The sequence below is a fragment of the Blattabacterium sp. (Blatta orientalis) str. Tarazona genome, from assembly GCF_000334405.1.
GTDB lineage: Bacteria > Bacteroidota > Bacteroidia > Flavobacteriales > Blattabacteriaceae > Blattabacterium.
Genome location: NC_020195.1, coordinates 139,765 through 151,189 on the forward strand (window position 1 = coordinate 139,765; position 11,425 = coordinate 151,189).

The following is an 11,425-nucleotide window of genomic DNA, read 5'->3' on the forward strand; positions in this document are numbered from 1 at the left end:
TATCTATGAATCTTTATTTTTTATAGTTTCCATGAAACTTTCTAATACTTTTACTATTTTTTGAGGGTTTTCTATTGCCCCCATGTGACCAGTTGGAACATCAATAAAATGACTGTTATATCCGCTTTTTGCTTCTTCACGGAGTTTTTTTGCAGGAAGTATTAAATCATATATTCCGACCACATATAATTTTGGAAATTTAGTTCTTTTTAATAAAAATCTTCTATCTTTACGAATAGACATTCCACGCAAAAAAGATATTACACTATGAATAGGAGTTGAAATAGCTATTCTTTTTAAAAATTTTAATTCTTTTTGGAAAGAACTTAATTTATTAGGATCAAATAATGTATTAATACTAGTAGATACAAATAATGGATAATGATCTATTGCGAATTTTATGGATCGAATACGATTATTTTTTTTTTCTTTTGTATCTGATTCTGCGGTAGAATGAAGTAAACATAAACCTAAAAATATCTCTGGATATTCTTCTGCAAGCGCTAAAGCTATATATCCTCCCATAGAATGACCTATAAAAACAGCTTTTTCTATATTCTCTTTTTGTAAAAGAAATTTAATAGTATCAGCCACTTCTTCCATTGTGGTAGTGGAAGAATCTTTTTTTTCTAGAAAACTTTTTCCATGACCAGGTAAATCAATTGAAAGGACTTTGTATTTTTTTGAAAAAATATCATATATATAATTCCAAATTTCTAAACTTTCCATAAATCCATGTAAAAAAACCATGGAGATTCCATTTCCTTTTGTTTTATAATAGATATTTTTTTTCTTATGAAAATATATGAACATATTCTTATATTAAAATATAGTTATTATAGAAATTACGTTTTTCTTATTCAAAAATGAAGTTAATAATGTTGTTAACTATAAATATTGGAAATTCCAGTCTTCGTTTTGGACTATTTAATAATAATTATAATTTAAAATGTAATTGTTCATGGATTATTAACAGTAATCCACATAGATCATTGGATGAATATATTTTATTATTTAGGAATATTTATCAACAATATGGAATCCTATCCAAATTAATACAAAATATTGTGATTGGATCCGTAGTCCCTCCTCTTACAAACATTGTAGAACAATCTTTATATGAAATTCATAAAATAAAACCGATAGTAGTAGATAGATATTCCGCTTCTCCAATAAAACATTATTCTCATCAATTAGGAACAGATTTATATGCTAATGCTATAGCTGCATATACACATAATAAAAAAAATACTCTAGTGGTCGATTTTGGAACTGCTTTAAGTTTAACCTGCATAGATAAATCTGGAACTCTTCAAGGAGTTATTATTGCTCCAGGAGTCAATAGCTCTTTATCTGCATTGATAGGAAATACGGCTCAACTATCGCAAATAGAATTAAAAAAACCCCCTAGTATATTAGGACAGTATACTGAAACCTGTATCCAAAGTGGAATTATTTATGGATACATCAGTATGGTAGAAGGACTCATTAACCGAATTAATAAAGAATTAAAAACAAACTGTTTTGTTATAGCTACAGGAGGGCTTTCTCATATTTATACTCCTTTAACTAAAAAAATTCATCTTAAAGATAAGTTGCATACAATAAAAGGTTTAAAAATTCTATTTCATTGGAATAGATAGAGAATGTTAATTTACAAACCAATAGATTTTTTAATTTTTTCTGATAAAATCTTGAAATGATTTGCAGATAAAGATATTCTTTTCTTAGAAAAATCCCCATCACTTTCTTGATCCATAGGGATTAAATGGATATGAACATGTGGAATTTCAAAACCCATCACAAATATTCCAACACGATTACAAGGAATTATTTTTTCAATGCCTATAGCTACTTTTCTAGTAAAAGACATGATAGATAAAAAATCTTTTTCTGGAAGAGAAAATATTTTTTCTGGATTATTTTTTTTTGGAATCACTAAAGTATGACCAATTTTTATTGGATAAATATCTAAAAAAGCAAGATTTTCAAAATCTTCTGCGACTTTATAAGCAGGGACTTCGTTTCTTATTATATGTGTAAATATATTTTTACGATTCATTTCATTCACTAAATGCTATTTCTAAAATTTCATAATCAAGTATCATTTTATTAGGTAACTTAATATGAGCAATTTGTCCTACTTGTTTTCCAAGTAATCCTGTAGATATAGGAGTGTTTATAGAAATTTTACCAGATTTTAAATCTGCTTCTCCTTCTGGAACTAAGGTATATATTTGTTCTCCTCCATATGTTAAATTTTTTACCCTAACTGTAGATAGAATAGAAACTCTGCTTCTATTGATTTTTGATCCATCAATAATTCTTGCATTGGATAGTTTTTTTTTTAATTTGGCTATGTTCATTTCTAAAAAACCCTGTGCTTCTTTTATAGCATCATATTCTGCATTTTCTGAAAGATCTCCTTTATCTCTGGCTTCTGCTATTTGCATTGATATTTTTGGTCTTTCAATGTTTTCTAATCTTTCTATTTCTTGTTGTAGTTTTTTAATCCCTCTTTAGTGATATATTCGAATTTTTCTTTTTCCATAGTATTTTTTCATTTTTCGATCTTTTCATCCAATTATAAAGTTAGTTGATTTTGTGAATTATTATGTAAATTATTTTTTTCTCCTTATTAAAAATATAGTGTTTATTGTTCAGTTTTTTCTTATTATTTCATTGTCCATCGTATCCTCAATTACGGGAAAAGTGATCAAAATTTATGATGGAGATACTTTTAGAATTGATACGAAAAAAATGGAAGAATATAAAATAAGAATTTCTGATATAGATTGTCCAGAAAAAAATCAATCTTATGGAATAGAAGCAAAAAATTTTTTAACAAAAAAATTCTAAATAAAACAGTTTTAATCAAGAATCTAAAAAGAGACAAATATAATCGTATTGTTGGGTTGGTTATTTATGATAAAAATAAAGATTTAGGAAAGGATATTATAGAGTCTGGATTTGCTTGGGTTTGGAAATTTTCTAAAAATGTTCTATATAAAAGAATTGAATCTCAAGCGAGAAAAAGAAAATTGGACTATGGAAAAAAAATAACCCTATAGATCCCTACAATTGGAGAAAAAAAAGATCATTCTATCCTTACAATATTTGCTCCTAAAAGACGTAATCTTTGATCAATATTTTCATATCCTCGGTCTATTTGTTCTATATTCTTTATCCTACTAGTTCCTTTAGCAGAAAGTGCAGCTATAAGAAGAGATATTCCAGCCCGTATATCTGGAGAGTTTAATAGAGTCCCTCGTAAAGAAGATTGATGATTCAAACCAATAACGGTTGCTCTATGAGGATCACATAATATTATTTGTGCACCCATTTCAATTAATTTGTCTACAAAAAATAATCTACTTTCGAACATTTTTTGATGGATTAAGACACTTCCTTTCGCTTGAGTAGCTACCACAGTTAAAATACTTAGTAAATCTGGAGTTAAACCTGGCCATGGCGCGTCAGAAATTGTTAATATGGCGTTATTTAATAATTTTTTTATCTGGTATGATTTTTGAGATGGGATATAAATATCATCGTCTTTCTTTTCTAAGGAGATTCCCATTTTTTGGAATATATTCGGAATGATTCCTAGGTTTTTCCAACTAACATTCCGAATTATTATCTCAGAACTAGTAATAGCGGCTAATCCTATCCAACTTCCTATTTCTACCATATCAGGTAAAATAGTATGGATACATCCTCTCAATTCTGTAACTCCAGTAACATGGATTAAATTAGAACCTATGCCTTTTATTTTTGCCCCCATTCTATTTAATAACCTACATAATTGTTGAATATATGGTTCACAAGCCGCATTATAAATAGTGGTTTTTCCTTTAGCTAAAGATGCCGCCATGATAATGTTAGCTGTAGCTGTTATAGAGGCTTCTTCTAGAAGAAGAAATTTTCCTTTTAAATATTTAGAGGTCAGATAGAAATACTGATTTTCTCTATTATAATCTATATGACTTCCTAAAGATTCAAAACCTCTTAGATGTGCATCTAAACGTCTACGACCAATTCTATCTCCTCCTGGGATCGGCATGCACCCTTTTCCAAATCTAGCTAGCAAAGGTCCCGCAATCATGACAGATCCTCTAATACATTTTCCATCCTCACGAAATTTTTTCGTATTTAAATATTCTAGACAAATGTTTTTAGCTTGAAAAGTAAAATCTCCAATATCATTTTTTTTTACTACAACTCCTAAGTGTTGAAGTATTTGCATCAAACATTTTACATCTCCTATTTCTGGAATATTTTTTATTCTCAATTTCTCAGAGGTTAGCAAGACTGCACATAAAACTTGCAAAGCTTCATTTTTTGCTCCTTGTGGTTTTATTTCTCCTTTTAGAGGAGATCCTCCTTCTATCTTAAAAGAAGCCATAATTCATCCTATTTTCTTTTTTCTCATATAGTTTTTTTTTCTTTTTGGATTTAAAAGATAGGAGCATTGTAATAACGGATCTGTATTATTCATTAAACAGATTTTTCCTTTTGAAAGGACTTTTAAATCTTTAAAGATAATATCATCTTCTACAAGGTTTTTATTCCATCTCAAATAATTTTTCTTCATAGTATTTGCTATCGCATAAAATAACCCTTCTTTTTTTTGTCTATTTTTGCAATGTATTGCTACATGGATCATGTTTCTAATGATTTTTCCATAATATCGGAAATCAGTTAAATATTCAGGATATTCCACTTTTTTATAATAAAAAATTTTTATTTTTTCTGGATGAGGTTTTGGAAAAGGAGGATCAACATCTAATTGATATTTAGACATAATAAATAATTGATTCCATAGTTTATGTTGAAAATATGGATTATTCAATCTAGGATTTGAATCCGTCATCAATTTAATGATACTCCAAGCGCAACGATTACGTTTTTTCCTATTTTTTATTTGTATTGCATAAGCAATCATCTTATGAATATTTCTACCATATTCTGGGATAACCAATTTGAAACGATTAGTATTATATTCCATATTGATTTTTTATTTATAAAAATAAGATCTTTTCTGCAAAAAATTTTTTCTTTCCTTACAGAAAGGATTGAAACAGGATATGCAATGATTATCTGTGCAAGCATCTACATGTACAGATAATTCTACTTTATGTCCAAATTTATCTTTTGTTAAAGTTGTCAACTTTTGGACTTCTTTATTGGATTCTTTGACATTAAAAAACCATGGAACAGTTAAATGACAATCAACATGTAAAGCACTTCCATATTTAATAATTTTTAAATGATGAAGGTCAATCCAATGAATATCTCTTTTTGCATTTATATAAAAAGATAATTTTTTTAAAAGTTCTTTATCAGACTCATCCATAATACCAGCTGTAGCATATCTTAACAATTTTAATCCTGTATATAAAATTACAAAGGAAAAAATAACAGAAATAATAGGGTCTATCCATATCCATTTTGTAATATTTAACAATATTAATCCTATCACTATTCCAAAAGTAGAATAAGTATCTGTTTGAAGATGCTTCCCACTAGCTATTAACGTTAAAGCTCCATTTTTATTTCCTATTTTACAGGCTAAAAAACCTAACCCATAATTAACAATAGCGGTAAATGACATCAGAGGAATTCCATAATCTAATTTTAATAGAATAGGATCATGATGTTTTACATGTATAAAAGTTTTTATGCAAATAGCCATTCCTACAAAAAAAATTAAGAATCCTTCTATAGCTGTTGATATAAATTCTATTTTCCCATGACCATATGGATGATTTTTATCTTTGGGTAAAGAGGATATATACAGGCTATACAAACCGATAAATCCACTAATAATATTGGTTATACTTTCCATTGCATCACTAAATATAGAAAGAGAAGAAGTGATATACCAAGTAATTAACTTGATGAGAAATAAAAGAATAGCTACAAAAAAAATTAATTTTTGTAGACTAAAATTTAGTTTCATCTTTTTATCTTCCATAACATAAAAAGAAATTTAATAATTAGGAATAAATAACAAGTTTAGCTATTTTTAGTAAAATTTTTTTTATTCCTAATTGTTGAAATTTAATTATAGCTATTCCATTTTGAATGTCTAGTATTATTCCCATTCCAAAATTTTTGTGAAATACTTTAACTCCTTTTTTAAACATGGATAATGTATTCTTTTCATCAGGATACAAATCTTTTGATATAGGATTGGCTTTATTTGAATTATTAATTCCATGTTCTCTGTCAATAAATTTCTCGCTTATTTCCTGAATAAAACGACTAGGAACCGTTCTGATTTTTTTTCCCCATAAAAAACGAGATTTTGCATATGTTAATATAGCTTTTTTTTGAGCTCTTGTTATAGCAACATAGAATAGACGGCGTTCTTCTTCAAGTTTCAATTCATTTTCTAAACTAGATTTTGATGGAAATAAGTTTTCTTCTAATCCTGCAATAAAAACCACGGAAAATTCTAAACCTTTAGATGAATGTATAGTCATTAAGGATACCTGATTTTCTTCATTTTCCTCATCGATTCCTTCTTTTAAAGAAAAATATCGCAAAAATCCAGATAAACTCATATCTCCATTTTTCTTTAATATTTTTTGCTCTTTTAGATATATAGATATATTCTCTAATATGTATTGAAAATCATCAGCATTATAAAAATTTTTTTTATCTTCTTCTAAGAAGAAATTTGCTATGTTTTTCGCTATTGTATAGGTATTTTTTTCGTTTAATTCCAAACGAAATTTTTCTATTGTTAAAATGAAATTTTCTAATTTTTCTTTTGTTTTTTTGTTGATTCTTAGGAAAGGATAATAATTTATCAGATTCTTTAAAAGATTATAAAAAGTTTTCTTCTCCTTTTTAGAGAAATTTAATATTAATTTAATAGCTTTTTTATTTCCTATTTTTTTTTTATTTATACGTAATAGGGATTCCTCTTCGTTAGGATTCGTGATGATTTTTAAATAAGCTAAAAAATCTAGAATTCCTTTCCTTTTATAGAAGGATATGGATCCGTATATTTTGTATGGTATTTTTTTTTCTTTTAGAGCTTGTTCTAGGATATTTGATTGTGTATTGGTTCTATAGAGAATAGCAAAATCTTTATTTTGAAATTTTGTATTTCTTTTAGTGAAATAGATGGAAGAAGCAATGTATTGCGCTTCTATCTTTTCAGAAGAAGCTCCATATATTTTTACTTTCTCACCTTTTTCGTTATTTGTCCAAATTTTTTTAAAGATTTGATTTTTATTAAAAGAAATAATCTTATTAGAGACCTGCACTATGTGATTTGTAGAACGATAATTTTGTTCAAGACGAAAAATTTTTGCTTCATTGTAATCCGTATGAAAATTTAAAATATTTGAGATGTTCGCCCCACGAAAAGCATATATACTTTGAGCATCATCACCTACGGCAAAAATATTTCTATGTTTTAAAGATAAATTTTTAATGATCGTATTTTGAGAAAAATTTGTATCCTGATATTCATCGATTAATATGTATTGGAATTTTTCTTGGTATTTATGTAGTATTTTAGGAAAATGAAAAAATAAATAATTTGTATGAAGTAATATGTCATCAAAATCTAAAGCTTCTGATTTTAAACAACGTTTTACATAATATTCATATATTTTTTTTATATCCTGATATGATTTTTCATTGTTGATAGACTTCAAGTTATTTTTATATTCCGATATTTTTCTTCTGATTTTCGTAGGACTGAGAGATGTTTTAAAATTGAAGTCATCTAATATTTTTTTTATTACATTTTCTGAGTCTCTTTGATCGTAAATAGTGTAATTTGATTTGTAACCAAGCCAATGAGATTCTTTTCGCAAAACCCCTGAAAATATAGAATGAAAAGTCCCAAGGGAGATCTGATTAAAATCCGTTTGATTCAACATATTTGAAATGCGCATCTTCATTTCTTTAGCTGCTTTATTAGTAAAAGTTAAAGCTAATATTCTAGAGGGACTTATTCCTATATTATTGATCATGTGTACTATACGATGTGTAATTACACGGGTTTTTCCGGATCCAGCTCCAGCAATCACTAGAACAGGCCCATGAATTGTTTCTATAATTTTTCGTTGGGAACTATTAAGTGATGATCTATAATCCATATTTTTTATTTTTAGCTTATTTTTCCCCAAAAAGACTTGTAGCATTTATAGAAATGATTTTTAGTGGTTTTATGATTTAACAGAAAATTAGGATTTTTGTTAAAAAATTTTTTAGCAATAGGAATGACTTCTTTTATTAATTTGTAATCTTTAAGAAGATTTGCAATTCGAAAATAAGCATTTCCGCTTTGTTTAGTTCCTATTAAATCTCCACTTCCTCTTAATTGAAGATCTTTTTTAGCTATTTCTAAACCATCTTTAGTTTCGCACATAATTTGCATTCTAAAATGGCTTTCTACACTAATTTTGTCATTAGTCATAAGAAGACAATAACTTTGATGTGGGCCTCTTCCCACCCTCCCTCTTAATTGATGTAATTGAGATAAACCAAAGCAATCTGCATTTTCTATTAAAATCACTGAAGCATTAGGAACATCTACTCCTACTTCTATAACAGTAGTAGAGACCATAATTGGAGTTTCTCCACGTAAAAATCGATTCATTTGAATGTTTTTTTCTTGATAACTCATTCTACCATGTAGAATTCCAATTCGATCTTTTAATTTTGGAAAGTTTTCTTTTATAAATTGATAACCTCTCATTAAATTCATTAAATATTTCGACCCATTTTTTTTGAATTTCTCTATAGTAGGATAAACAATGTATATTTGTCTTCCTTTTTTAATCTGATTCTTTATAATTTCAAGGACTTTAGATCTATTTTTATTGCGAAAGTGAACAGTTTTAATAGGTTTTCTATTTATGGGAAATTCCCTTATAATGGATATCTTTAAGTCATTATAAAGAGTCATGCTTAAAGTTCTAGGAATGGGAGTGGCCGTCATGATTAATATGTGAGGGGGGTTTTCATTTTTTTCTAAAATCTTAGCTCTTTGTTCCACTCCAAAACGCTGTTGCTCATCAATTATAGCTAATCCAAGATTTTTAAAATGGACTGTATCTTGAATCAAAGTGTGTGTTCCTATGAGAATGGAAATTTTTCCGATAAAAACATCATGATATATACATTTTTTCATTTGAATAGAGGTGGAACTAGTTAATAAAGCTAGTTGAATTCCAATTCCAGAAAACATTTTTTTTATAGAAGAATAATGTTGTATTGCTAAAACTTCAGTAGGAACCATTAAACAAGATTGAAATCCATTATCTAAAGCAAGAAGCATGGATAAAACAGCTATTATAGTTTTTCCACACCCTACATCTCCTTGTAATAATCGGTTCATTTGCATAGGTTTTTTTAAATCATTGCGTATTTCTCTGAATACTCTTTTTTGTTCCTCTGTTAAAGGAAATGGTAAACAATATTTGTAGAAGTTATAAAAATTTTTTCCTAATCTTGAAAAGGGATAACTGTTAGATGAAGAACTTTTATTTCTGTTTTTTTTGGATAAAAGGAATAATTTTAAAAAAAATAATTCTTCGAATTTTAAACGATATTTTGCTTGAAATAATTTTTCTAAAGATTGCGGAAAATGTATTTGAATCAATGCTTCCTTCCTTTGCATTAATTCTTTTTTCATAATATCCTGAAGAAATATTTCTTCTATATCATTTTTTGATTCTTCTATTAGATTCTTCAAGATTTCTATCATAAAAGAATTATTTATTCCATTTTCCCTAAGTTTTTTAGGGATGGAATATATAGGATATATAGAGTAATTTTTTTCTGAAAATTTAAATTTTTGAATATCTGGATGAATGATTTGAATTTTTCCTTGAAAATGTTTTACCCTCCCGTGTACTGTTATCGTCATGTTTTTTTTGATGATTTTTCTAAAAAACTTTATGGTCTGGAACCAGACCAATTCAACAGATCCTGTTTCATTCTCTAAATGTGCTACCAATACTTTTCTTTTTTTATTTTGATAGTTTATTTCTTCTAAATGGGTAATTTTTCCTGTTATTTGTATAAGGAGATTTTCGGGATGATTTTTTTTTATTAACTCTGATATATTATTTAATATAAAATAACGGACATATTTTGTAGGATAAAAAAAAAGTAAGATCTTCATATGTATGAATTTGTAATTCTATATTAAATAAACGTGTTTTTTTAAACTGAATCCCTTTAAATATTCTATAGATTTTTCTAATACATTATGTGACATTTTTTTTATATTATCTATCGCATTAAAATGATAATAATAATAAAAAATATTTAATTTTGTCCTGAAAAATGGACATTTAGCTCAGGTGGTTTAGAGCGCTACTTTGACAGAGTAGAGGTCGTCGGTTCAAATCCGATAGTGTCCACATTGTTTTTTTTACATTATTTTTGTAGTATGGTATTAATTACAACAGTTAGAGAGGGAGAATCTATTGATAAAGCCTTGAAGAAATGCAAAAAGAAATTTGATAAAACGCGGATTTTAAAGGAATTTAGAGAAAAACAACAATATATAAAACCTTCTGAAGGTAGGAGAAATGAAATTTTACGAGCTAGATATAGAGAACGTATGCGATTAAAGAAAGAGGAATAAAAAAAAATATAGATGCATCTTTAATTCTATGTATAGCTTCTGTAAAAACTATAAACGAATTTTTGGATTGATAGGAAGAGAAATCAGTTATTCTTTTTCAAGAGACTATTTCATGAAAAAATTTAAAAAAGAATCTATTTCTGAAGTCACTTATGAAATATTCGATATTCCAAAAATAGAAGATGTTTTACGGATTTTTAAAAACCCATTCTTGAAAGGATGCAATATTACTATTCCATATAAAAAGAGCATTATTCCCTTTTTAAATAAACTTATGCCAGAAGCAAAATTTATTGGATCTGTTAATGTAGTAAAGATAAATGAAGAGAAACATCGGATTGGTTATAATACAGATGTTTTAGGTTTTGAGTTTTCTTTCAAAAAGGACATAAATAAATTATCATATAAAAATCAAAAGGCTTTGATTCTTGGAACAGGTGGGGTATCTAGATCAGTTTCCTTTATTCTAAAAAGAATGGGAATCCCATACAGATATGTTTCTAGAAGAAAAAATAAAAATTTTTTGGTTTATGAAGAAGTGAACCAATGTCTTTTAGAAGATCATAAAATTATTATTAACTGCACTCCATTGGGGACTTTTCCAAATATCCATTTATGCCCACCTTTACCTTATAAATTCCTTTCTTCTAAACACTATCTCTATGATTTGGTTTATAATCCATCTAAAACTTTGTTCTTAAAAAAAGGAGAAGAAAAAGGGTCTACGATCAGAAATGGTTTAGAAATGTTACGTATTCAAGCAGAAGAATCTTGGAAGATCTGGAATTCATTAAAATAGGT

At 27.4% G+C, this 11,425-nt stretch carries 12 protein-coding genes, 1 tRNA gene and 1 pseudogene; 6 read left to right on the forward strand and 8 right to left on the reverse strand.

The genetic code is table 11. From position 1 onward, the window contains the following. Positions 1 to 3 precede the first annotated feature (3 nt). On the reverse strand, positions 4 to 813 hold the full coding sequence (locus tag BLBBOR_RS00665) for an alpha/beta fold hydrolase (protein WP_015370531.1): 810 nt from the start codon (positions 811 to 813) through the stop codon (positions 4 to 6). A 65-nt stretch (positions 814 to 878) separates the two neighbouring features. Between BLBBOR_RS00665 and BLBBOR_RS00670 the strand changes: the two genes are divergently transcribed. Further along, positions 879 to 1,643 carry a type III pantothenate kinase gene (locus BLBBOR_RS00670; RefSeq protein ID WP_045118212.1) on the forward strand — a complete coding sequence of 255 codons (765 nt, stop codon included), beginning with the start codon at positions 879 to 881 and terminating at the stop codon, positions 1,641 to 1,643. An 11-nt stretch (positions 1,644 to 1,654) separates the two neighbouring features. Here BLBBOR_RS00670 and BLBBOR_RS00675 read toward each other — a convergent pair whose 3' ends face one another. After that, positions 1,655 to 2,062 carry an HIT family protein gene (locus BLBBOR_RS00675; protein ID WP_015370533.1) on the reverse strand — a complete coding sequence of 136 codons (408 nt, stop codon included), beginning with the start codon at positions 2,060 to 2,062 and terminating at the stop codon, positions 1,655 to 1,657. A 1-nt stretch (position 2,063) separates the two neighbouring features. Next, a pseudogene (gene greA / locus BLBBOR_RS00680) lies at positions 2,064 to 2,551 on the reverse strand (transcription elongation factor GreA). 161 nt (positions 2,552 to 2,712) lie between these two features. Between greA and BLBBOR_RS03295 the strand changes: the two are divergent. Further along, complete coding sequence (locus BLBBOR_RS03295; protein ID WP_235043231.1) at positions 2,713 to 2,859, forward strand: thermonuclease family protein; 147 nt, start codon at positions 2,713 to 2,715, stop codon at positions 2,857 to 2,859. After that, positions 2,796 to 3,071, forward strand: a complete 276-nt coding sequence (locus BLBBOR_RS03300; protein WP_235043232.1) for a thermonuclease family protein — start codon at positions 2,796 to 2,798, stop codon at positions 3,069 to 3,071. The genes BLBBOR_RS03295 and BLBBOR_RS03300 overlap by 64 nt, the downstream gene beginning before the upstream one ends. A 26-nt stretch (positions 3,072 to 3,097) precedes the next feature. Here BLBBOR_RS03300 and murA read toward each other — a convergent pair whose 3' ends face one another. Genes murA through recG form a run of 5 tightly spaced genes read right to left on the reverse strand, consistent with a single transcriptional unit; the run spans position 3,098 to position 10,156 of the window. Next, complete coding sequence (gene murA / locus BLBBOR_RS00690; protein ID WP_015370535.1) at positions 3,098 to 4,405, reverse strand: UDP-N-acetylglucosamine 1-carboxyvinyltransferase; 1,308 nt, start codon at positions 4,403 to 4,405, stop codon at positions 3,098 to 3,100. A gap of 3 nt (positions 4,406 to 4,408) precedes the next feature. Beyond that, positions 4,409 to 5,008 (reverse strand): DUF4290 domain-containing protein, encoded by a 600-nt coding sequence (locus BLBBOR_RS00695; RefSeq protein WP_015370536.1) that lies wholly within the window; start codon positions 5,006 to 5,008, stop codon positions 4,409 to 4,411. Between the two features lie 9 nt (positions 5,009 to 5,017). Then, positions 5,018 to 5,977 carry a cation diffusion facilitator family transporter gene (locus tag BLBBOR_RS00700; RefSeq protein ID WP_015370537.1) on the reverse strand — a complete coding sequence of 320 codons (960 nt, stop codon included), beginning with the start codon at positions 5,975 to 5,977 and terminating at the stop codon, positions 5,018 to 5,020. Positions 5,978 to 5,999: 22 nt separating this feature from the next. Then, positions 6,000 to 8,123: an ATP-dependent helicase gene (locus BLBBOR_RS00705; protein ID WP_015370538.1), complete on the reverse strand. Its 2,124-nt coding sequence runs from the start codon at positions 8,121 to 8,123 to the stop codon at positions 6,000 to 6,002. Between the two features lie 11 nt (positions 8,124 to 8,134). Then, positions 8,135 to 10,156, reverse strand: a complete 2,022-nt coding sequence (gene recG, locus BLBBOR_RS00710) for an ATP-dependent DNA helicase RecG (RefSeq protein WP_015370539.1) — start codon at positions 10,154 to 10,156, stop codon at positions 8,135 to 8,137. Between the two features lie 166 nt (positions 10,157 to 10,322). Here recG and BLBBOR_RS00715 point away from each other — a divergent pair. The 3 genes from BLBBOR_RS00715 to BLBBOR_RS00725 all read left to right on the forward strand — a co-directional run bounded on the left by BLBBOR_RS00715 (position 10,323) and on the right by BLBBOR_RS00725 (position 11,423). Then, positions 10,323 to 10,397, forward strand: a tRNA-Val gene (locus BLBBOR_RS00715). 29 nt (positions 10,398 to 10,426) lie between these two features. After that, positions 10,427 to 10,624, forward strand: a complete 198-nt coding sequence (gene rpsU / locus BLBBOR_RS00720; protein ID WP_045118242.1) for a 30S ribosomal protein S21 — start codon at positions 10,427 to 10,429, stop codon at positions 10,622 to 10,624. A gap of 28 nt (positions 10,625 to 10,652) precedes the next feature. Beyond that, complete coding sequence (locus tag BLBBOR_RS00725) at positions 10,653 to 11,423, forward strand: shikimate dehydrogenase (RefSeq protein WP_015370541.1); 771 nt, start codon at positions 10,653 to 10,655, stop codon at positions 11,421 to 11,423. Positions 11,424 to 11,425: the final 2 nt, after the last annotated feature.

What these genes read in the sequence shown, in the direction of transcription:
- BLBBOR_RS00665 (WP_015370531.1), bottom strand. Translation starts at nt 813, where the DNA reads ATGTTCATATATTTTCATAAGAAAAAAAATATCTATTATAAAACAAAA.
- BLBBOR_RS00670 (WP_045118212.1), top strand. Translation starts at nt 879, where the DNA reads ATGTTGTTAACTATAAATATTGGAAATTCCAGTCTTCGTTTTGGACTA.
- BLBBOR_RS00675 (WP_015370533.1), bottom strand. Translation starts at nt 2,062, where the DNA reads ATGAATCGTAAAAATATATTTACACATATAATAAGAAACGAAGTCCCT.
- murA (WP_015370535.1), bottom strand. Translation starts at nt 4,405, where the DNA reads ATGGCTTCTTTTAAGATAGAAGGAGGATCTCCTCTAAAAGGAGAAATA.
- BLBBOR_RS00695 (WP_015370536.1), bottom strand. Translation starts at nt 5,008, where the DNA reads ATGGAATATAATACTAATCGTTTCAAATTGGTTATCCCAGAATATGGT.
- BLBBOR_RS00700 (WP_015370537.1), bottom strand. Translation starts at nt 5,977, where the DNA reads ATGGAAGATAAAAAGATGAAACTAAATTTTAGTCTACAAAAATTAATT.
- BLBBOR_RS00705 (WP_015370538.1), bottom strand. Translation starts at nt 8,123, where the DNA reads ATGGATTATAGATCATCACTTAATAGTTCCCAACGAAAAATTATAGAA.
- recG (WP_015370539.1), bottom strand. Translation starts at nt 10,156, where the DNA reads ATGAAGATCTTACTTTTTTTTTATCCTACAAAATATGTCCGTTATTTT.
- rpsU (WP_045118242.1), top strand. Translation starts at nt 10,427, where the DNA reads ATGGTATTAATTACAACAGTTAGAGAGGGAGAATCTATTGATAAAGCC.
- BLBBOR_RS00725 (WP_015370541.1), top strand. Translation starts at nt 10,653, where the DNA reads ATGTATAGCTTCTGTAAAAACTATAAACGAATTTTTGGATTGATAGGA.